Source organism: Bacillus sp. N6 (assembly GCF_052805735.1).
Map to the genome: position 1 here is coordinate 4890036 of NZ_CM127843.1, position 21262 is coordinate 4911297.

Genomic DNA, 21262 nt, shown 5'->3' on the forward strand with positions numbered 1-21262 from the left:
GCAGTAAAAAGCGTTATTTAGGAGGTGTTACTATGACGCATATACTGGTGATTGAAGACAACCCAGATATACAAGAACTTATTCGTGAATTTCTAATGGCACAAAACTTTACCGTTGATGTAGTTGGTGCTGGAACAGAAGGTATTCTTCTTTTCCAAAAAAATTCATATGATCTTGTCCTCCTCGATGTAATGTTACCAGATATAGATGGCTATAGTATTTGTAAAATTATGCGAGGACAATCTGATGTACCAATCATTATGTTAACAGGCTTACATAATGAAGAAAGTGAAATTAAAGGATTTGAGTTAGGTATTGATGACTATATTACGAAACCGTTCCATTACACTGTATTTATTAAGCGTGTAGAGGCTGTATTAAGAAGGGCAGCAACGAAGGAAGCAGAAGCTGCTACTATACTACAATTCCATGAATTGATGTTAAACTCTACAGCATATGCAGCTTATGTTCATGGTAATCAAATTGAATTGACAACAAAAGAATTTGAAATTATTTATACTTTACTGCAAAATCGAGGAAAAGTATTATCAAGAAGTGATTTGTTGAATAAGGTATGGGGCTATGAACATTATGGTGATGTAAGAGTTATAGATACACATATTAAAAACTTAAGAAAAAAATTAGGAATTACTTATATTAAAACGGTGAAAGGTATTGGCTACAAAATCGAATCGTAGTAAAGACAACATCACCAAAAATATTTTCATCAAAACCTTATTATTTTGTATTCTTTTATCACTTTGTCTTTATCAAATTATTTACTTTCTAGCTTCAAACTACGATAAAGAACGTTTTGCGAAAGAAAATGGAACGCCGACTACAGAACAGGCGGATTCAGATAAGCAAAACGATCAAAGTAAAACGAATCAAAATAAAGCTGTGTCAGAAGGGAACATTTCTAATTTCCAATCTTCTATTGTAGATTATAAATCTCTTTCTGCAGCTATCAATCACCTTTTGCAGCCTAGCCAAACTGCAAAAGCAAAAGAACATACACAAAACCTTTCGGGGAAAAATAGCACTTCTAATCAGCTTACAGAAGCAGAAAAGAAAGCCGCTAATAATGATGCCTTACATACACAAAATGCAGCAAGTAAAACAAATGATACAAATGATAATCCAAAGTTAGCAGATGCGTTGCAGCAGTTAGCTCCACAGGTTGGCGCGACAATGCTTGCATTATCTCTACTCGGATCTTTAATGTACGCAAAACTAATTGCTAAACCTTTTCAATATATGAGCGATGCTTTAAAAGATATTATGAATCTTGATTTCTCAGATAAAAAGCTACTTAACAAAAATACAGATCAAACAGATTTTAATTTGTCAGTAGCTGCTTCACAAGTACCAAATATTGTGAAGAATTTACATGAAAGCAATCAAGATTTAAGAAATGAGCTCAAGAAAGAACAACAATTAGAACAATCTCGTAAAGAATTTATGTCTATGGTATCCCATGAATTAAAAACACCAATCGCAGCCGTCATGGGACAACTAGATGGCATGATTCACGGAATTGGAGCTTATAAAGATAGAGATAAGTATTTGAAACGTTCCTACGAGATGATGCAAGACATTAACATATTAACGGAAAAAATGTCGGAATTATCCAAAATACAAAACCCTCAATTTAAACCGAATTTAGAAGTCATTTCTTTATCTAATATTATTGAGGATGTTATGAAGAAAGTAGATTACTTTGTATCTGTAAAACAATTAAATGTACAATCTAATATTAAACACGACGTACAAATTTTAGCTGATCCTAAATTTATTCAAACTGCTATTTTTAACATTATTTCAAATGCAATTCATTATACAATTGACCATCAGCACGTATATATAAAGCTTTATGAAAAACCAAACGGTTACGCATTAGAAGTATTGAATACAGGTTCACAAATTGATGAAGATAAACTTGCTCATTTATTTGAGCCTTTCTATCGCGCAAACCCTGATAAACACGGTTTAGTACAAGGTAGTGGTCTTGGATTATATATCGTGAAACAAATATTAGATAAACATCAGTTTCCTTACGGGATACAAAACACAGCTCAAGGTGTAAAATGCTCCATTGTATTCCCAAAAGCAATGTAACATTCACTATAATTACATACCCCAAACTCATACTTCATGTGTGAGTGGCGGAATTTTGTAGAGTGTCTTACTCTGTTTCGTTCGCCCGTTATCCTTATTTGGATAGCGGGCGTTTTTTATTACTTAAAAGGAGGATTTTTCATGGATAAGTTTAAATATTCATTGCTCGTTTTATTCGGTGCTTGCAGCTACGGCATACTTTCAACTATTTTCAAACTCGGATTCATAAATGGATTTTCAGCACATCAACTATTAGGGGGACAATATGTCTTCGGATGGATTGGACTATTTCTACTCGTTCTTTTCTTTTCACGTCATAAAGTAACAAAAAAACAATTCTTTTCATTACTAACCGTCGGAACAACAATGAGTATGACTGGAATTTTCTACGCTATTTCTGTAGAAGAACTACCCGCATCTATCGCTGTCGTCCTACTCTTTCAGTTCACTTGGATTGGTGTCATTATCGAAGCAATTGCAAATCGAACATTTCCAAGCCGCGATAAGATCATATCTATCCTTATTTTATTTGCTGGTACATTGTTTGCAGGTGGTGTATTTGAAGGCCTCGGACAAAGTTTTTCTACGAAAGGGATTATCTTTGGACTATTAGCTGCAGTCTCTTTTTCATTCTATGTTTTTGCAAGCGGACGCGTTGCTACAGATGTTCCGCCTTATACGAAAAGCTTTCTCATGACAACAAGTGCGACTCTTATCGTATGCCTATTCTTTCCGCCAACCTTTTTAACAGACGGTGCTTTGCAAGCTGGCCTATGGAAATATGCTTTCTTCCTCGGCTTGTTCGGTGTTGTCGTACCTGTCATTTGTTTTTCAATCGGTGTACCAAAGGTTGGAACAGGACTTGGTACAATATTAGGTGCAGCTGAATTACCAACTGCTATTATCGCTTCTATTACACTTGTACATGAAGTCGTAACGTTCATGCAGTGGATTGGAATTATTTTTATATTGGTTGGGATTTTCACTCCTCAGCTGCTTACGGCTAGGAAAGAAAAGAAACACAATCGCATGCATAGCGCTTGAAAAAATACAGAATTTATATAAAAGATATAACTGCAATTAAAATAAGTAAATTTATCTGGAGGTATAAATGACTATTTTAAGCATCATATTTTTTGCTATTATGTGTATCTTCTTCCTAATAAGATATATGAAAGAAAAGAAATTTTACGATTTACTTCTCATTCCCGTTTGTATATATGCAGGAGCAGTGAAAACTCCTTTCGTAGAGTACTTAAACTTTAATACTACATTTAAAATAACGTATGATATTGCAGCTATTATTCTTGTAATCCTTGCCGTACTTTTCTTTTTGAAAGATAAGAAAGAGAATCATACTGCATAACAAAAGACCTTTCATTTACTTGAAAGGTCTTTTTCTATATTTCACTTTACCGCTCCATATAGCTTCCCTACCTCATGCTCAATTTGTTTTACATCGATTCGCTCAAATAGTGGCTGCACGCTATCAATTCTACTTGGCAACGTATTTTGCGGTTCCCAATTTCGTTTAATAATCGACAATGTGCTTCTAACTCTTTCACTTGAAAATGGTAAAAACGGTTCAAGGAGATTTGCAAAATTAGCGATAAGATACACACAGTTATAAATCGTTTCTTCACATGAAACTGGATCATCTTCTCTTTGTTTCCAAGGCTGCTTTTCATCAAAATATTTATTTGCAAAACGTACTGCATCAAATATTGTCTCTAACGCCACCTTAAATTTAGTTTGCTCAATCGCCTCTCCTACATTTTTATATAATCCTTCTACTTTATCTTTCAGCTCTATATCAATGGTCCCCTTTGGTACAGTGCCATCATAATATTTTTCAATAAACTTTAATGTGCGGTTCACGAAGTTTCCATATGCTCCTAACAATTCACTATTATGACTGTAAATAAATTCACGCCATGAAAAATCAGTGTCACGATTTTCTGGTGCATTTACTGTTAAGAAGTAACGGATAGAATCTGGATCATAGCGTTCTAATATGTCAGGTACCCATACTGCCCAGTTTTTACTTGTAGATAATTTTCTTTTTTCAACTGTTAAATATTCATTCGAAACGATATGACGCGGGATTGCTTCTTCCCCTATTCCAAGTAATACCGCTGGCCAAATGACGGAGTGAAATGGAATATTATCCTTGCCGTGTACATAATATGTTTGCGCATCGCTATTCCAAAACTCTTGATCATCTTTTCCTGTTTCTTCAGCCCAATGTTTACTCGCTGAATAATATCCTGCCACTGCTTCAATCCATACGTAAATTTTTTTATCTTCATACCCTTTCACTGGAATTGATACCCCGATTGGTAAATCTCTTGATACAGCCCTATCTTGTAACCCTTCCTTTACATATCTCTCTGTTAGTTGAATCGCATTGTCGCGCCATGTCCCTGTTTGTTTGGCAATTTCTACAGCTCTTTTAATTTGCTGCTGAAATGTATGCAATGCAAAATAGAAATGCTCTGTTTCCTCTACAGATGGCGTACTACCACATAACTTACATTTCTTTTCTAACAAATCGAGAGGATCTAAAATAGCAGAACAAGCATCGCATTGATCTCCTCTTGCTGCTTCATGGCAATATGGACATATTCCTTCTACATAACGATCCGGTAAAAACTGCGTACACGTTTCACAATACGCTTGTTCCACTGTTTTTTTATAAATATAGCCTTCTTCTAATAAACGTAAAAAAACTTTTTGAACAGTTTCATGATGATGCTCGCTATCGGTACGTGTATAGCAATCATACGTAAAACCGAGATCACGAAAACATCGCTGAAATTCTTCATGATACTTATTAGCAATTTCTTTTGCTGTCACACCTTCTTGTTTTGCTCTAATTGCAATCGGTGTTCCATTGCAGTCACTCCCTGAAACATACAGCACATTCTCACCTTTTGCCCTGTAATAACGCGCTAAAATATCTCCAGGTAATAAACTCGCAATATGGCCAAGGTGTAACGAACCATTTGCATACGGCCAAGCACCTCCAATAAAAATACTCATCTTATATTCCTCCTTTAAAATATAAAAAGCCCCGCCCCTATCTTAAAAAAGATAAGGGCGGGGCTGTATAAACAGTCGCGGTACCACCTTATTTCGCCAATTACTCACATAATTAGCCTTAACAAGTACGGAGCTATATGCTCTTATACTGTGGTTTTGATAACGAGTACCAACTCTCGTCGCCGCCTACTATTATCATTTGATAAGTTCAGGACGAAGCTCAAAGGCCATTGTTCAAATGAATATTCTTGCTTCTTCTCAGCTACCGAAGCTCTCTGGAAAGAATATTTCCATTCTACTTTTCCTTTTCAACGCTTTTACGTATAACACGTATTTTACGACTAACTAACAGAAAAATCAAACTTTAAATCAAAAAAACAGGAAATCCCATCCTCCCGCCGAATACCTATACGTTCACAAAAGGAGTGATAACATTGAACCAAAAACAACTAAGCACTATAAATGAAAAAAGCTGGAATACAGCTGCTTATGAAGCTTGGACGAATCGCCATGGGGCGCCAGAGGATTATGCAAAAAAAATTATGGAAGATCCCACACGCGAAGTAGCACATTATTTACCTTACATACAATCTCCAAAAGGAAAACGTATTATTAACTTACTCGGCTCAAAAGGAAATAAAGCTGTCGCACTTGCCCTTTTAGGCTCTGACGTAACAGTTGTTGATATTTCAGCAAGTAATGCAAAATATGCAAATGAACTTGCTGCCGCCGCAGACGTCTCTATTCATTACATCGTTTCTGATGTACTAGATGTAAATCTCTCCAAATCATTTGATATCGTATTACTGGAGCTTGGTGTACTTCATTACTTTCTAGATTTAAAACCACTTTTCAAAAAAATTTCTCAACTACTAAAGCCAGGGGGGATACTTATCCTTCGCGATTACCATCCAATATACACAAAGCTATTAGGAGTAGACCATCCATCATTTCGAGCAAGTGGAAATTATTTCGATGAAGAATTAATTGAAGATGATGTTGCTTATAGCATCCTTCTTACAGAAGCACAGAAAAAATCGCTACCTAAAACAACCATCCGTCGCTGGACGCTAGGAGAAATCATTACAACACTTGCGGAAGAACGTTTTAAAATTGAAAAACTAGTTGAAGAATATGGATCTCATCAAAGATGGGTCTTCCCTTCTACTGCACCAGAAGGAATCGAAGAACGTATCCCTGGTCTATATACAATAATTGCGACAGCATGCAAAAAAGGATCCCTTCACGGATAGGATCCTTTTTGCATGCTCACGCATATAAGTTGAGGTTGGAGATTACCATAATTCTGTAGAATAGGACACAAGATATTTCAACATTTCGTCTCTGACTTACGTCGTCAAAAAGGGGTATGACCAACATAACGAAGAGTAATGTTTTTAGTTGATACTGATAATCGTTATCAACTAATTAGAAGTATACATGATGTCATTTCAAATTTCAATAGCATTTCTAATATTTATTTATGAATTTTATGATATGCAAATGTATACATTTTAAGAACTTTTTCTAATACCAATTTGACTCCTTCCATTATCTGCTATAATTTTTATTGAACAGATTAATAACTTCATAATAATGTTTTTATTAATTTCGTTTTAAATATCTATAAATCATAATAAACAGTTTAAATGAGGGTAGGGGTAACGATGAAATATGTTAGTATTCGAAAAAAACTACTGTTCACACTCTTAAGCATTTCTTCTTTATTTAGCATTGCTCTTATTGTTATTCTTTCATTCGCCATGAATCAAGCAAGTGAAATCGAAACGTTAAAAAATGATGTATCGAAAAGAGCGACGATTTTAAAAGAACGTGGCGATTGGTTCCAAGCACAAGTTGCTGGTTTACAAGAATATTTGCTATCACATGATCAAAAAGGATTAGATAAGTTCAACCGAGAAGGGAAAAAATTAGCTGATACTAGAGAGAAAGTAACAAGTGACAAAAAGCTCCCAGAAGGAATGAAAGAAGCCATTTTAATGGGAGGAAAATGGCGTAGCGTCATAGATAATGAGGTACTCCCTCTTGCGCGTGAAGGAAAATGGGACGAAGCATCCAAAATTGCTTTATCACAAACAGATTATGTAAATGATCTTTTAGGTCGTTTTAATAAATATACAAATGAAGAAAATGAGAAACGTGACGCATTAATTGCTGATGTCGAGTCTTCTTCATCACTTATTCAATATATTATTTTCTTCTCACTCATTACATGTACATTAACGTCTATTTTATTAGCATGGTGGTTCTCTGGTAAACTCGTTAAACCAATTCGAAAAATTGATGAGAAGTTAAAAGAATTAGCTTCTCAAGATGGAGATTTAACGGCTAGATTACACGTAACGAGTAAAGATGAAATTGGTGACATTGCAAATTCCTTTAATCAAATGCTCACTAACTTACAGCATATAATAAAACAAGTTCAACAAACATCAACAAGTGTAAAAGAAGCTTCCGAAAATGTATTTATCGAAACAACCGCTTCTATGGAAAATACGGCAAGGACCCAAGAAACTATGAATGCTCTTGAACACAATATTCGTTCACAAGTTTCTAGCATTGAAGAAAGTTCAACCGCAATGGATGACATGGCAACGAGTGTTCAGCGTATCGCTGAGTCCGCCTCTTCTGTTACTAGTTTAGCTGTCACAACGTCAGAAAAAGCAGATGATGGGAATAAAGTCATTGAGAAATCTATTACACAAATGCATACAATTAACGAAGCTGTTAACGCTACATCACAAGTAGTTGAGCGACTCATTACACATACAAATCATATAGATACTGCACTTCAATCTATTTCGAATATCGCCGACCAAACAAATTTACTCGCTTTAAACGCTTCTATTGAAGCAGCTCGTGCTGGTGAACACGGCAAAGGATTCGCTGTTGTTGCCGATGAAGTTCGAAAACTTGCTGAACAATCTCAACTAGCCGCAACTGACATTAACCATTTACTTCATCAAATTCAAGCTGATACAAAAATAGCAAATGACATGATGACACAAGGTCAAGCAGAAGCTTCTGAAGGAATTACTGTTATTCGTACCGCCGGATCTTCATTCTCAGAAATTGTTAACCACATTAACAAAGTCTCTACGCAAATGCAAGAAATGTCTGCAACTGCTGAAGAGATGGCTGCAAGCTCTGAAGAAATGAATGCAGCTTTAAATAATATCGCTTCCATTTCAAACGAAGTTGCTGCAGAAACATCACAAACAGCACATTCGGCTGGTGATCAAGTAAACAAAATGAGTATCGTGGCTAACAAATCATCTGAAATGAAAACAATCGTACAAGAACTTGAAGTTCTCGTTTCTCATTTCAAAACAAACGCTTAAAGTGAAAATGACACGAACTCAAAGGTATAGGAAAGCAAGTTTTACAGTCTCTCTTTTTTCACTTTAAAATATCTCTTTCTATCTCTCATTCCGTCTGCTATAATTCCTAAAGGAAATAAGAAAGCTTTATTCCAACTGGAGTAAAGCTTTCTTTCAATTTTTTACATTTATTAATTCTAATACTAAGATTTCACAAAGGAGGCTTTTTATCATATGAATTTTGTAAGTATCAGAAAAAAACTTATGTTCATGATGGGAACGATTTGCGCTTTATTTGGTATCGCCTTAGCATTTATTTTATTTTTTGCTATCGACCAATCTCGTAAAGCTGAAACATTACAAAAAGAAATTTCTCCACTGGCAACAGAATTGAAAGAGCGTGGAGACGCTTATCAAGTACAGCTCTCTGCTTTAAGGGGTTATTTACTACAACATGATCAAGTCGAATTAGACAAGTTTAATGAGATGAGTAAACGTCTTGAGGATTCAAAAGATAAACTTCTTTCTAATCCAAATGTTTCTTCGTCCGTGAAAAGCACAATGGAATTAGGGTCTACTTGGAGAAAGTTCGTTGAAGAAAAAGTAGTTACTCTTGCAAAAGAACAAAAATGGGAAGAAGCTTTACAAGTAGCTTCTTCAGAAAATGGCACTGTCTATAAAGTAATTGGTGATTTCACAAATTACAGTAATGAACAAGCTAAATTACGTGAACAATCTATTGAAAAAATTGATCAATCTTCACTAGGAATTGAATATGCAGTATTTCTATCACTTGTTATTTGTATTGTCGTTGCAATTATTCTTGCATGGTGGTTCTCTGGTAAACTTGTGAAACCAATTCAACAAATTGACACGAAACTAAAAGAATTAGCCTCTCAAGAAGGTGACTTAACAGCACGTCTACAAGTAAATAGCAACGATGAAATCGGTGCCATCGCAGCATCATTTAATAAAATGTTAGAAAACCTACAACATATTATTAATCGTGTTCAAAAAACATCAGTGGAAGTACAAACCGCTTCTGAAAATATGCTAGAAAAAACGAATACATCACGTGAGGCGACATTAAGAGTCCAAAGCTCGATGTCCAACTTAAATGCAAGTATTCAATCACAAACTTCTAGTATGGAAGAAAGTTCAACTGCAATGGATGATATGGCAGTAAGTGTTCAGCGCATTGCTGAATCTGCTTCATCTGTAGCGGAACTTGCTGTTGCCACATCTGAACATGCTAGCGATGGAAGTACCGTTATCCAAAAATCTGTTTCACAAATGACAACGATACACGAAGCTGTAAATGCTACGTCAGAAGTGGTTGAACGTCTAATCACTCATACGAAATATATTGATACTGCTGTACAATCTATTTCTAATATTGCTGAGCAAACAAACTTACTTGCTTTAAATGCTTCTATTGAGGCAGCTCGTGCTGGCGAGCAAGGAAAAGGATTTGCTGTCGTAGCTGACGAAGTTCGAAAACTTGCTGAACAATCTAAAACAGCTGCAACAGACATTAATCAATTACTACATCAAATTCAAAATGATACAGAAACTGCTAGCTCAATGATGTCTCAAGGCCGTTCTGAAGCATTTGAAGGCATTAATGTTATTCGTGAAGCTGGTACTTCTTTCTCAACAATTGTAGAACAAGTAAATAAAGTATCTACTCAAATGCAAGATATATCAGCAACTGCTGAAGAGATGGCTGCAAGTGCCGAAGAAATGAACGCTTCACTTAATAACATCGCTTCTATCTCGACTGAAGTATCCAGCGAAACTGCCGCAACGGCACAATCTGCTGAAAAAAAAGTTATCGTTATGAATGAAATGGCAGTAACTGCTGGAAAAATGAAACAAACAGTTGAAGAGTTAGATCAACTCGTATCTCATTTTAAAACAGAATAGATTTTCAAAAAAATATCCCCCTTTCAAAGAGGGATATTTTTTTGAGCTCATTTCCTGCACATTATACTCATTTCCGTTATAATGAGAATCGATATCATTAAATTGTAGGAGGGGCTGCTTATGTCACAAGAAGCATTTGAAAATAAATTATTTGCCAATTTAGAAGCTGTTATTGACCCTGAACTAGGTGTTGATATCGTTAATCTTGGATTAGTGTATGATGTTACAGCAGATGAAAATAATAATGCTGTCATTACGATGACTATGACTTCTATCGGTTGTCCAATGGCTGGGCAAATCGTATCAGACGTTAAAAAAGTATTATCAACGAACGTACCTGAAGTTAATGAAATAGAAGTAAATGTCGTTTGGAATCCACCGTGGTCGAAAGAACGTATGTCACGTATGGCGAAAATCGCATTAGGCATTCGCGACTAGCGGGATAAAGAAAAAAAACCTGACACTCTAGTCAGGTTTTTTTCTCTTATTATTTTACGCCTACTGCATCATAAGCTTTCGTTACAGCTTGTACAGCTTTAGAGTTTTTACCATATAAATCTTCAGCTGACTGAAGTGCAGCTTGACGCATCATTTTGAAGTCAGAGTTTGCAGTTAAATATTTCGTAAGCGCACGGTAGTAAATTTTTTCTGTCGCTTCACGGCCCACTCCAGTTACTTTCACGCCGTAGTGATCTCCGCCTTCAGATACTAAATAAGCAGCTTTATTATTAATACTACTGTTAATATGAACGCCGCCATTATCAGCTGTTCCAGTATAACGTTTACTATAGTGATCTGGGTAACCTTCACTTGGTTTTAATGGGTTTGGAATAGATGCTGGATCTTTTAGTGAACGAAGTGCATCGCCTGGTTTATCAGGTGTATAAATGTCAGCACCTAAATCCCAGCTCTTCTTCTCAACCATAACACCCATAATATCAGATAACGATTCATTTAACGCCCCTGACTCATTTTTGTAAACAAGGTTTGCTGTATGCTCAGTTACAGCATGCGTTAATTCGTGACCGATAACATCAAGTCCAGCAGATAATGGAATGAATGTTTTTCCATCGCCATCACCATACATCATTTGCACACCATTCCAAGCTGCGTTATTCCAAGCTGTACCTACGTGAACAGTAGAAATAAGCTTCGCACCTTTATCATCGAAAGAGTTACGATTAAATGTCTTTTTGTAGTAATCATATACTTTTCCTGCATTTACATGCGCATCAACTGCAGCTTTATCTTCGAAGAACTTAGATTTACTTTCAACTTCTTCTCCTGTATATCCAAGCCATTGTGAGAATAAATTAAACCAGTTCTCGTCCATATTTTCTGCATCAAATGTATGAACACCTTGTCCTCGTTTACCATCAAACAAGTTGAATTGTCCTGTTTTCGTATCTTGAGCAATTTCAAATGATTGTCTAGCACCTAATACTCCGTAACCAAATCCAGTAATGTTATCTACAGCGTTATATTTCTCAATAACATTTCCATTCGTTGCATCAACAAAATAATGCCAATATCCTGGAGCTGGTTTTGAAATCGATGCCTTAACTAAGTATGCAAGGTAGTAATTACCGTCCTTTTCATATACAAATAAATCTTTTTTCACACCGTCATAACTCTTTACTTTACCAATTTCTTTCTCAATATCTGCCTTAGCAATTGTTTCTGCTTGTTCCGCAGTAATGCTTGCAGCTGCAGGAATATTTTTATCATCTAAATTCGGAATAACTTGTCCGAAGAATGCTTTTACATTATTCTCTTTATCAAGTGTAACAGTTTGATCAGAACCGTACACAGGAATGTTATTATGTTTCTCAACTAGCTTTACATGTGTCGTATCAGATTCAGCGTCTTTTTCTTCCCCAACGATATTAAAATGCTTTTCAATATTTCCTGCTAATTTAAACATATCTTTCTTACTCTCTAAGTATTGAAAGACCGTCTCTTTTTTATCTAGCCCTTCCGGTGCTTTCCATTCTTCACCTATGTATGCAGGTGTTTTAAATTCTTGATGATATTGAATTTTTTGTTCTTCCGCTTTCGTTGTCGTTGCCCCAAACGCTCCAAATCCCCCGGCGATAACAGTTAACGCTAATGCTGATGAAATGACTTGCTTTTTCACTATAACATTCCCCATTCCCATAAAGATTTTTGACACTTTTATACAATTCTGATTTTTATAGCTGATACCTCTACCCAAAATTTGAGAAACATTTTTCAGACAATTCCAATCAAAAAAAGAGGACGTCCTATCGGATGTCCTCTTTTTTTTACACATTTTATTGTTTTTTCAATTCAATTGCTAAATAGTGTGATTGCTCTTTCGCTTGAATGTGAATATCTTCTTCTACCGCTTCTGCTGCATCACGCATAACAAGATTTTCACCATTGATTACACTGCTTCCTTCAATTTGTACAAGGTACAATTGACGGCCTTCTTTCACTGGAAAATGAATTTCTTTTCCAGCCTCTAATGATAAGGAGTATAAATTCGCATCTTGGTGAATTTGAATTGGTGCATTTCCTTCTACTGAAGATACCATATGGAACCATTCATTTTCGCGCTTGCTCCAATCAAATTTAAACTCACCATAGTTTGGTTTATGATCCGCACGGTCTGGTAAAATCCAAATTTGTAATAAACGCAGCGTTTCATTTCCTAAATTATGCTCGCTATGAAATACACCCGTGCCAGCACTCATATATTGAACATGTCCACGCTCAATCGTTCCGCGATTTCCCATGCTGTCTTCATGTGTTAAAGCACCATCTACAACGTAAGAAATAATCTCCATATCACGGTGCGGATGCATATCAAAACCAGTTTGTGCCGCTACTAGATCATCATTAATAACACGTAACGCTCCGAAGTTCATGTTATTTGGGTTATAGTAATTAGCAAAAGAAAAATGAAAATGTGTATTTAACCAGCCATGATTTGCTCTGCCCATATTTTTATGATCAACTTTTCTAAACATATCCTTCACCTCATACTATCTCGAATTCGAGATTTATTTTAAAATTTTTTCTTACTGTAACTTTTTTAGTAGTGTTAATAATTGCTTTTGTTCCTCTATATTTAAATTATGAAACTTCTCTGCTTGGAACGTTTCTTGAGGTGGGACGATTTCCTCATATAAAGCTCTTCCCTTTTCTGTTAAAGAAATATATTTCGTAGTACCCTCTTGTTCACGCGAAATCCACTCAAGCTGCTCCATTTTATTTAAAAGCTGCGTTACATTTCCTTTCGTAACAAATAGCTTATTTCCAAGTTCTTGCTGCGTTAAACGATCATGTCCTCCAACTTGAGCTAACACATCAAACTGGGCGGCAGATACATTCCATTTCTTCAAATGCTGATTCGTCTCACGAATACTCTTATTATAAAAACGTGATAAACGAAACCATAATAGTAGCCCTAGTCTATCTTCTGTTTTCATTTCATCACCTCGCTCGTTTCATACCATTAGTTTAGAACTAAACTTTATAAAAGTCAAATACTTATTTTTAATAAGTACAAAGAAAGCACAGCGCTATTTCTCCACTATGCTTTACATTAACTTTCTACTCTTATATTCATCCAATTTCCTCTCCGCGAACTTCCTCGCATCTTTTTCAATCCACCGCTCTTCGTACCGTTCACTTCCCACATACAATATATCTCTCTTATGCTGCATCGCATGGCGGAATTCATGCAGTAGCGTTTTGAGAACTTGCTCATACTCTTCCCATATACAAACGAAAATTAATTGCTTTTCTTTATGATAAAAACCACCTACTGGGAATAGGAACTCTTCTTCCTCTTCTCCTAATGATAGAAGCACATCGTTTGCATCACACGTATCACAAAAAATAACGGGCGTTTTACATACTTCAATAAGAGAAAACAAATCCTCTCTCAACTTTTTGATATCCCAAGGAAGCTCCGAATCCAACACATACCAATTCTCTACCTGTTGATATACATTTTGAAACTGGAGTTCCATTTCTCTTTATTCCCCTTTCCAAGCACCCTTTTTCTATATGTATGCCACAATATGGTAAATATTAAACGTATTCTTTCATCCTTGAAAAAATGCCAATAAAAAAGGAATCTACGTCGACATAGATTCCTTTTCTGTAATCACTTTTTTTTCATCATTTTTTTTAATACAAAATAACCAATTGCACAAACAATAGCAGCAAGTGCAAAGTATTTCACATATGGCCCCGCAACTTTATTAATACTTTCCCACTCTGTTCCTAATTTAAAACCTAAATATACAAACACAATTGACCACGGAATAACAGCTAATGTAGTTAGCGTAATAAACTTAGCATGTGACATTTTCGCAATACCCGCTGGTATCGAAATAGCATGACGCACAACCGGAATAAAACGTGCGGTAAAGATAACGCCAGTTCCATAACGATTAAACCAATCTTCAGCATAATCAATATGTTTCTTCTGAATTAAAATATATTTTCCATATCGCTCAAGAACAGGTCTTCCTCCATATCGACCAATCCAATAAATGAATAGTTGTGCAATTACACCACCAATTGTACCGAACGCGACAGCGCCCCAAAATGTAATGCTTCCTGTTGATACTAAATAACCTGCATAAGACAATACGATTTCACTTGGAATAACCTCTAGCATTAATCCAAGCATAATTCCCCAATAACCAAGTCCTTCTAAAAAAACTAAAACCGAATGAATCAACTCTCCTAACATCATTTACCTCTCTTTACTGTTTTCATTACAAAAATAAAAGTACAAGCAGGAAATATCTTGTACTTTTATTTTTTTAAATTTAGTTAGTCTTCGTATCCCACTTAAAGATTTTATTTAAGAATTTATATACATTCTTCGACTCTTTTGTCAAAAGTGGGCCTAAAATGGATAGTATAAGCACGTATAGTGCTGAGAATGGCTTCAGTACTGACATTAAACCACCGGCGATACCGATATTAGCCATAATGATGGAGAACTCTCCTCTTGAAACGATTGTTAATCCGATATTTGTTGATGCTTTATGAGATAATCCAGCTTGTCTTCCTGCGATCATTCCTGCTACAAAGTTACCGATTATCGTAAGAAGGACAGCGCCTAACGTTAACCATATCGCTCCGCCTAATGAGAACGGATCAATACTTAACCCGAAGCTGAAGAAGAAAATAGCTCCGAAAAAGTCTCTAAATGGAACAACAAGATGTTCAATTCGATCACTATGCTCTGTCTCAGAGAAAACTAATCCTAGAAGAAGTGCTCCAATTGCTTCTGCAACGTGAATTGTTTCTGAAAAACCAGCAATGAAGAATAACGAAGCAAATACTACAATAATAAAGATTTCATCTGAGCTAATGTTGAGCAATTTATTTAATAACGGCGTAGCCTTTCTAGCTACTATAAAGAATAGAAGCATATATCCTAAAGCAATTCCAATTGAAGTAAGGGCACCTAAGAAGGAAGCGTGATCCCCAAGTACTAAACCAGAAACAACTGATAAATATACAGCAAGGAATATATCTTCAAACATAATAATTCCTAAAATTAATTCGGTTTCATTATTACCAGTTCTTCTTAAGTCCACTAACACTTTAGCAACGATAGCGCTAGAAGAAATCGTAATAATACCCGCAATAATTAAGATTTCTAGTAATGGGAATCCCATTATAAATCCGTATAACAAACCAAGTGAAAAGTTAATTAAAATATAAATCGTTCCACCAATCGCAATAGAGCGTCCAGATTTAATTAGTTTTTTCATTGAAAATTCTAATCCTAGATAGAATAGAAGGAATAGAACCCCAATCCGTCCAAGGAAGGAAATTACACTTGCACTTTCAATAAATTTGAGATCGATAACACCTATCGTCGGTGCATGCGGTCCTACTAACATTCCAAGAACAATTAGAAAAGGAATTACTGAGAATTTAAATTTTCCAGCAATTACTGCTGCAATTGCCACTAAAACTAAAGCTGTACCAACTTCAAAAATTAACGTATCCATCTAATCAGTCCCCCCTATTTGAAAGTAATTCATTAATAATTTTTTTAATTTCTTCCCTCTCACCTGAAACTACAAGCATATCTCCTTCTTCAATTACTGTTTCTGGTCCTGGATTAAATAGCTTCTTCATGTTCTTCTTCATAACTGCGATTATCGTTACGCTATATGTTTTTCTTATTTCAAGATCGCCAATTGTTTTTCCGATTGCTGGAGCTGTATTCTCCACTTTGAACCACTCAATCGCTAAACCTTCAAAAACCATCTCAACATTTTCTAACGCCCTAGGCTTATATACCATTCCACCTAATATTGCTGCGATTTGTCTTGCCTCTGAGTCACGTAGTGAAATACTTGAGATGCTTTCTTCATGGTCTGAATCAAAATGATACATTTCTCTACGTCCATCATCATGAATAACAATTACCATCTTTTCGTTACCTTTCGTAACGATTTGAAACTTATAACCAATACCCGGAAGTTCACTTTCTCTAATATTCATTTTTAGCTCCTCCATAACTTTTTTATTTTAATTTTCTGTTTTTCTGTCTTTTATTCATCCAATCAGCTTTAGAAATTCTAACCACTCAGGATATTTGTGATTTGGAAATCTTTTATTGTAATAATAAGTGGACCCTAAAAAGATACTTAAAGATGTAATGATAAAAAATATATTACTTCTCATTTTCAAACTCTCAAGGCTTACTTTCAATAAAGAATCTTCTTTCAAATTATCCCCACCTTCTCGCTTTAAATTTAGTTTTTTAAAATGTAAATAATTCTAAAAATATTACGATGTAACATAATCATAACACAAAAATGATTTAAGTAACATAATTTTTTAGAAAAATTGATTCTCGTATATTTTTTGCATATAATTTTCTTATTACGAAAAAAAGGAAGTGTATTATATGGTTGATATCTTTAGCAGATTCCTTGAGGTAACGAATAATATTTTATGGTCATATATTCTTATTGCAATGCTAATCGGCTTCGGTCTTTACTTCTCTTTTAAATTAAAATTTGTCCAAATTACTCATTTCAGTGAGATGGTCAGCTTAATTAGTAAAGGGTTTAATCGAAAAGAAAAAAAGAAAGATAGCATCTCCCCATTCCAAGCATTTTGCTTAAGTGCAGCAGCACGTATCGGTATTGGGAACTTAGCTGGCGTAGCATTAGCAATTTCAATGGGTGGACCTGGCGCAATATTTTGGATGTGGTTTATCGCGATTATCGGAGCAGCTACTAGTTTCGTAGAATGTACACTTGCGCAAATTTATAAAGTAAAAGATGGAAGTAGGTTCCGTGGTGGACCAGCATATTACATGGAAAAAGGGTTAACCAAACGCTGGATGGGCGTCTGGTTTTCACTTCTTATTACAGTTGCGTACGGATTAATTTTCAATTCAGTTCAAGCGAATACAGTAACAATAGCGTTTGAAAATGCTTTTGGACTAGAGCGAACGATCGTAGGAGCTCTATTAGCCTTATTAGTTGCAGTTATTATTTTTGGTGGTATTAAGAGCATTTCACGTATTACAGAAATGATTGTTCCGCCAATGGCAATCGTTTATATCGGCGTGGCTATTTTTGTCGTTATTAACAACTTCAGTATGTTACCAAGCATTTTCATGGAAATCTTTAACGGTGCATTCGGTTTAGACCAAGCCATCGCTGGTGGTATTGGAGCAGCAATCAAGTTCGGTATTCAGCGCGGTTTATTCGCTACAGAAGCAGGAATGGGTAGTTCTCCTAATGCAGCCGCAACATCTGATGTATCTCACCCTGTAAAACAAGGGCTTGTTCAAGCATTAGGCGTTTTCGTAGATACATTCTTAGTATGTACATCAACAGCATTTATCGTATTATGTTCTGGACTTTACAAAGGATCAAATTTAGAAGGCATCGAATTAACACAAAACGCATTAAGTTCACAAATTGGACCGTGGGCAAGCACTTTCTTAGCGATTATTATTTTCCTATTCGCTTTCAGTTCACTTCTAGGAAACTACTATTATGGTGAAACAAATATCGCATTCATTAAAGAAAGCAAAACATGGTTAATGATTTATCGTGTTGCAGTTGTCGGAATGGTATTCTTCGGATCAATCGCTGCTCTTAAAACAGTTTGGAGTTTAGCTGATTTATTCATGGGACTAATGGTATTCACAAACTTAATTGCCATCTCATTCCTTAGCAAATTTGCTTACGCTGCATTAGTAGACTATTTGAAGCAAAAGAAACAAGGCAAAGATCCTGTCTTCGTTGCAAACTCTATCCCTGGCTTAAAGAATACAGAGTGCTGGGATGGACAGGATGTAGAAGAAAAACAAAAGGCTGTTTAATAAATAAAAGCGGAAGCGGCTCGTTCAGAACAAGAGCCATATCTCAAACAAAGGCCCTATTACTTCACCGTAATAGGGCCTTTTATTTACAACAGTTCATAATTTGTTCAAATTAATTCCAGCAAAAGGGTTGATTTATAGAGATTACTAGATTATAATAATTATAAATTAGTAATTGATATCACATAACAACTCAAAAGGAGATTGATCATAATGAACAAACAAGTAATCGAAGTATTAAACAAACAAGTAGCAGACTGGAGCGTTTTATTCACAAAACTTCACAACTTCCATTGGTATGTAAAAGGACCTCAATTCTTCACATTACACGAGAAATTCGAAGAACTTTACACAGAATCAGCTACTCACATCGATGAAATTGCAGAACGTATTTTAGCAATTGGCGGCAAACCAGTAGCAACAATGAAAGAATACTTAGAACTATCTTCTATTCAAGAAGCAGCATACGGAGAAACTGCAGAAGGGATGGTCGAAGCAATCATGAAAGACTACGAAATGATGCTAGTCGAACTGAAAAAAGGCATGGAAATCGCTCAAGATTCTGACGATGAAATGACATCTGACCTACTACTAGGTATCTACACAGAACTAGAAAAACACGCTTGGATGCTACGTGCGTTCTTGAATCAATAATAATTAAAAGCGGAAGCGGCTCGCTCAGAATCGCAGGGCATTGGAGCTCTCGACCTTGAAGCGCTTTTTGCTTCGAGCGAGAGAGCGAAATGACCGGAGATTCTAGCCGCTGGAGCTGGATATCATTAAAAGCAGAAGCGGCTCGCTCAGAATCGCAGGGCATTGGAGCTCTCGACCTTGAAGCGCTTTTTGCTTCGAGCGAGAGAGCGAAATGACCGGAGATTCTAGCCGCTGGAGCTGGATATCATTAAAAGCAGAAGCGGCTCGTTTAGAGTCGCTTTTTTATGTAATGGTCGCACTTAACGGTACACGAAATTATATCAACGATTTTTCAAATATATCGATCATAACTCGCAATATATCAACGATTTTTTCATTATATCGATCATTACCCGCAATATATCAACGATTTGACAAAGGATATCAATTTGCCGACAAATCACAACAATATCAGCGCCCCTCTCCCCTACTTTTATCAATATATTACAATCTCATCTATGTTAAAATATAGGAAACACCCTTTAGTATCATAGATCCAAAAAGCTTTTCCAAATTCATCATTTACTACTTAAATGACGGGAGTGGTTCAGTTGAAAGACTACTTAATTAGAGCATTTTTTGCGTTGATAACAGTTGGGATTCTCTTACTTATAGCTAATATTTTCAATATACATGTCGAGGTTAAAGACTATGCTTTCCTCGTTGTCGTAGCAATTGGTGGCGGATGGGGTGGCTGGTACCTGTATAAAAAACAAAGCAATCAAAATGATAAAGGCATTCCAAAGTAATATGGAATGCCTCTTTTATTGCCTTCTGTAATAAATAATGAAATTCAGGCCACTAATACAACCAATCGCAATAAACATACAAAGCGATTGTGGATCTCCAGCCAAATTATACTCATCAACAATAAAGCCAATCATAAAGAGTGTTATCGCCGAAACACCGATACACAATATCGAAATAAACCAAAGCGAAAATTCATTAATTAGCTCTTTCTTCTGTGTTGAAACGATTAGCATAACAAGAATAGACGCTGCTAAAATACTTTTAAAAACAGGACGTAAATACACAAACTCCTCCATCAATTTCTCCTTTTCCAAAAAACATCATATCTCAACATTAACATATTTAACCAAATTAAAAACACATGCCATCTTAAATTAAAACGACATGTGTTTCCGTATTTGCTATGATAGTTGCTTCCACTTTGTTCCCAAAACAGGACGCTCATAATTTTGGATTGCATGAATTAGTTTATCTGCCGTCTCAGCTGAAACGATCAATTCTTTATTTGATGGATTCATAAATCCTTCTTCTGCTGCACGTTCAACCATTTGCAGAATTGGTCCGTAAAAACCTTTTATGTTTAATAAACCAACCGGCTTATTGTGTATACCAATTTGTGACCAACATACAACTTCAAATAGTTCTTCAAACGTTCCGTATCCGCCTGGAAGCGCAATAAAAGCATCTGCAAGCTCTGCCATTTTCGCTTTACGTTCATGCATCGTCTCTACTTCAATTAATTCTGTTAATCCTGTATGCACAATTTCTCCTCGGAATAGACCGCGTGGCATAACACCTGTTACACGTCCACCTAAACGAAGAACTTCGTTTGCTACTTCTCCCATTAATCCAACGCATGAACCACCGTATACGAGCTCATACTCGTTCTCAACAAACATTTTACCTAACTGAATTGCCTGCTCTTTAAACTCTGGTCTCTCCCCTAAATTAGAACCTGCAAACACACAAATCTTTCTCATCCCTACACCCCGAAACTATATATTGTTATGATACAATGAACATTGTACAACATATTGAG

At 35.8% G+C, this 21262-nt stretch carries 21 protein-coding genes and 1 other annotated feature; of the genes, 11 read left to right on the forward strand and 10 right to left on the reverse strand.

From position 1 onward, the window contains the following. Positions 1–32 precede the first annotated feature (32 nt). From ACUXVC_RS25350 to ACUXVC_RS25365, 4 genes are all read left to right on the forward strand, one after another. Positions 33–698 (forward strand): response regulator transcription factor, encoded by a 666-nt coding sequence (locus ACUXVC_RS25350; RefSeq protein WP_000148834.1) that lies wholly within the window; start codon positions 33–35, stop codon positions 696–698. Beyond that, entirely contained in the window at positions 676–2118 is a 1443-nt protein-coding gene (locus ACUXVC_RS25355) for a sensor histidine kinase (protein WP_088020134.1), read from the forward strand. The genes ACUXVC_RS25350 and ACUXVC_RS25355 overlap by 23 nt, the downstream gene beginning before the upstream one ends. 141 nt (positions 2119–2259) lie before the next feature. Next, on the forward strand, positions 2260–3162 hold the full coding sequence (locus ACUXVC_RS25360) for an EamA family transporter (protein WP_446025872.1): 903 nt from the start codon (positions 2260–2262) through the stop codon (positions 3160–3162). A 67-nt stretch (positions 3163–3229) separates the two neighbouring features. Next, on the forward strand, positions 3230–3484 hold the full coding sequence (locus ACUXVC_RS25365) for a hypothetical protein (protein ID WP_000154123.1): 255 nt from the start codon (positions 3230–3232) through the stop codon (positions 3482–3484). Positions 3485–3525: 41 nt separating this feature from the next. Here the strand turns inward: ACUXVC_RS25365 and metG are convergent, their stop codons facing one another. Then, entirely contained in the window at positions 3526–5160 is a 1635-nt protein-coding gene (metG, locus tag ACUXVC_RS25370) for a methionine--tRNA ligase (RefSeq protein WP_446025873.1), read from the reverse strand. A 50-nt stretch (positions 5161–5210) separates the two neighbouring features. Next, positions 5211–5481 (reverse strand) — a binding site (T-box leader). Positions 5482–5594: 113 nt separating this feature from the next. On the opposite strand from metG, the gene ACUXVC_RS25375 reads away from it, so the two are divergent. The 4 genes from ACUXVC_RS25375 (at position 5595) to ACUXVC_RS25390 (ending at position 10865) form a co-directional block, all read left to right on the forward strand. Then, positions 5595–6413: a class I SAM-dependent methyltransferase gene (locus ACUXVC_RS25375; RefSeq protein WP_144465565.1), complete on the forward strand. Its 819-nt coding sequence runs from the start codon at positions 5595–5597 to the stop codon at positions 6411–6413. Positions 6414–6827: 414 nt separating this feature from the next. Beyond that, on the forward strand, positions 6828–8522 hold the full coding sequence (locus ACUXVC_RS25380; protein WP_000878444.1) for a methyl-accepting chemotaxis protein: 1695 nt from the start codon (positions 6828–6830) through the stop codon (positions 8520–8522). 213 nt (positions 8523–8735) lie between these two features. Continuing rightward, positions 8736–10427 carry a methyl-accepting chemotaxis protein gene (locus tag ACUXVC_RS25385; RefSeq protein WP_446025874.1) on the forward strand — a complete coding sequence of 564 codons (1692 nt, stop codon included), beginning with the start codon at positions 8736–8738 and terminating at the stop codon, positions 10425–10427. A gap of 120 nt (positions 10428–10547) precedes the next feature. Then, positions 10548–10865 carry a metal-sulfur cluster assembly factor gene (locus ACUXVC_RS25390; RefSeq protein ID WP_000076418.1) on the forward strand — a complete coding sequence of 106 codons (318 nt, stop codon included), beginning with the start codon at positions 10548–10550 and terminating at the stop codon, positions 10863–10865. Positions 10866–10914: 49 nt separating this feature from the next. On the opposite strand, the gene ACUXVC_RS25395 is transcribed toward ACUXVC_RS25390, so the two are convergent. The 7 genes from ACUXVC_RS25395 to ACUXVC_RS25425 form a co-directional block, all read right to left on the reverse strand. Continuing rightward, positions 10915–12564: a M4 family metallopeptidase gene (locus ACUXVC_RS25395; protein WP_033685825.1), complete on the reverse strand. Its 1650-nt coding sequence runs from the start codon at positions 12562–12564 to the stop codon at positions 10915–10917. Between the two features lie 157 nt (positions 12565–12721). After that, positions 12722–13420, reverse strand: a complete 699-nt coding sequence (locus ACUXVC_RS25400) for a pirin family protein (RefSeq protein ID WP_063548971.1) — start codon at positions 13418–13420, stop codon at positions 12722–12724. 51 nt (positions 13421–13471) lie between these two features. Next, positions 13472–13882 carry a MarR family winged helix-turn-helix transcriptional regulator gene (locus ACUXVC_RS25405; protein WP_000845480.1) on the reverse strand — a complete coding sequence of 137 codons (411 nt, stop codon included), beginning with the start codon at positions 13880–13882 and terminating at the stop codon, positions 13472–13474. A gap of 111 nt (positions 13883–13993) precedes the next feature. Then, complete coding sequence (locus ACUXVC_RS25410) at positions 13994–14428, reverse strand: DUF3920 family protein (RefSeq protein WP_053563403.1); 435 nt, start codon at positions 14426–14428, stop codon at positions 13994–13996. Between the two features lie 137 nt (positions 14429–14565). Then, complete coding sequence (locus tag ACUXVC_RS25415) at positions 14566–15159, reverse strand: DedA family protein (protein ID WP_000900214.1); 594 nt, start codon at positions 15157–15159, stop codon at positions 14566–14568. A 79-nt stretch (positions 15160–15238) separates the two neighbouring features. Next, positions 15239–16438: a cation:proton antiporter gene (locus tag ACUXVC_RS25420; protein WP_000380223.1), complete on the reverse strand. Its 1200-nt coding sequence runs from the start codon at positions 16436–16438 to the stop codon at positions 15239–15241. A 4-nt stretch (positions 16439–16442) separates the two neighbouring features. Continuing rightward, on the reverse strand, positions 16443–16937 hold the full coding sequence (locus tag ACUXVC_RS25425) for a cation:proton antiporter regulatory subunit (RefSeq protein WP_001026075.1): 495 nt from the start codon (positions 16935–16937) through the stop codon (positions 16443–16445). A 409-nt stretch (positions 16938–17346) separates the two neighbouring features. Here ACUXVC_RS25425 and ACUXVC_RS25430 point away from each other — a divergent pair, with 409 nt between their 5' ends. From ACUXVC_RS25430 to ACUXVC_RS25440, 3 genes are all read left to right on the forward strand, one after another. After that, positions 17347–18780: an alanine/glycine:cation symporter family protein gene (locus ACUXVC_RS25430; protein WP_336456929.1), complete on the forward strand. Its 1434-nt coding sequence runs from the start codon at positions 17347–17349 to the stop codon at positions 18778–18780. Between the two features lie 213 nt (positions 18781–18993). Next, entirely contained in the window at positions 18994–19434 is a 441-nt protein-coding gene (locus ACUXVC_RS25435) for a Dps family protein (RefSeq protein ID WP_001041895.1), read from the forward strand. A 590-nt stretch (positions 19435–20024) separates the two neighbouring features. Continuing rightward, on the forward strand, positions 20025–20222 hold the full coding sequence (locus ACUXVC_RS25440) for a hypothetical protein (protein WP_000656310.1): 198 nt from the start codon (positions 20025–20027) through the stop codon (positions 20220–20222). A 15-nt stretch (positions 20223–20237) separates the two neighbouring features. Here ACUXVC_RS25440 and ACUXVC_RS25445 read toward each other — a convergent pair whose 3' ends face one another. Then, the gene (locus tag ACUXVC_RS25445) at positions 20238–20519 is read right to left on the reverse strand and encodes a hypothetical protein (protein ID WP_078401324.1); all 282 of its coding nucleotides are present in this window, start codon (positions 20517–20519) and stop codon (positions 20238–20240) included. A 105-nt stretch (positions 20520–20624) separates the two neighbouring features. Continuing rightward, positions 20625–21203 (reverse strand): LOG family protein, encoded by a 579-nt coding sequence (locus tag ACUXVC_RS25450; protein ID WP_001225756.1) that lies wholly within the window; start codon positions 21201–21203, stop codon positions 20625–20627. Positions 21204–21262: the final 59 nt, after the last annotated feature.

Excerpts from the sequence above, each read along its gene's own strand:
- ACUXVC_RS25400 (WP_063548971.1), bottom strand. The coding sequence starts at position 13,420 with ATGTTTAGAAAAGTTGATCATAAAAATATGGGCAGAGCAAATCATGGC.
- ACUXVC_RS25365 (WP_000154123.1), top strand. The coding sequence starts at position 3,230 with ATGACTATTTTAAGCATCATATTTTTTGCTATTATGTGTATCTTCTTC.
- ACUXVC_RS25435 (WP_001041895.1), top strand. The coding sequence starts at position 18,994 with ATGAACAAACAAGTAATCGAAGTATTAAACAAACAAGTAGCAGACTGG.
- ACUXVC_RS25405 (WP_000845480.1), bottom strand. The coding sequence starts at position 13,882 with ATGAAAACAGAAGATAGACTAGGGCTACTATTATGGTTTCGTTTATCA.
- ACUXVC_RS25425 (WP_001026075.1), bottom strand. The coding sequence starts at position 16,937 with ATGAATATTAGAGAAAGTGAACTTCCGGGTATTGGTTATAAGTTTCAA.
- ACUXVC_RS25350 (WP_000148834.1), top strand. The coding sequence starts at position 33 with ATGACGCATATACTGGTGATTGAAGACAACCCAGATATACAAGAACTT.
- metG (WP_446025873.1), bottom strand. The coding sequence starts at position 5,160 with ATGAGTATTTTTATTGGAGGTGCTTGGCCGTATGCAAATGGTTCGTTA.
- ACUXVC_RS25420 (WP_000380223.1), bottom strand. The coding sequence starts at position 16,438 with ATGGATACGTTAATTTTTGAAGTTGGTACAGCTTTAGTTTTAGTGGCA.
- ACUXVC_RS25390 (WP_000076418.1), top strand. The coding sequence starts at position 10,548 with ATGTCACAAGAAGCATTTGAAAATAAATTATTTGCCAATTTAGAAGCT.
- ACUXVC_RS25360 (WP_446025872.1), top strand. The coding sequence starts at position 2,260 with ATGGATAAGTTTAAATATTCATTGCTCGTTTTATTCGGTGCTTGCAGC.
- ACUXVC_RS25445 (WP_078401324.1), bottom strand. The coding sequence starts at position 20,519 with ATGGAGGAGTTTGTGTATTTACGTCCTGTTTTTAAAAGTATTTTAGCA.
- ACUXVC_RS25415 (WP_000900214.1), bottom strand. The coding sequence starts at position 15,159 with ATGTTAGGAGAGTTGATTCATTCGGTTTTAGTTTTTTTAGAAGGACTT.
- ACUXVC_RS25385 (WP_446025874.1), top strand. The coding sequence starts at position 8,736 with ATGAATTTTGTAAGTATCAGAAAAAAACTTATGTTCATGATGGGAACG.
- ACUXVC_RS25450 (WP_001225756.1), bottom strand. The coding sequence starts at position 21,203 with ATGAGAAAGATTTGTGTGTTTGCAGGTTCTAATTTAGGGGAGAGACCA.
- ACUXVC_RS25410 (WP_053563403.1), bottom strand. The coding sequence starts at position 14,428 with ATGGAACTCCAGTTTCAAAATGTATATCAACAGGTAGAGAATTGGTAT.
- ACUXVC_RS25380 (WP_000878444.1), top strand. The coding sequence starts at position 6,828 with ATGAAATATGTTAGTATTCGAAAAAAACTACTGTTCACACTCTTAAGC.
- ACUXVC_RS25430 (WP_336456929.1), top strand. The coding sequence starts at position 17,347 with ATGGTTGATATCTTTAGCAGATTCCTTGAGGTAACGAATAATATTTTA.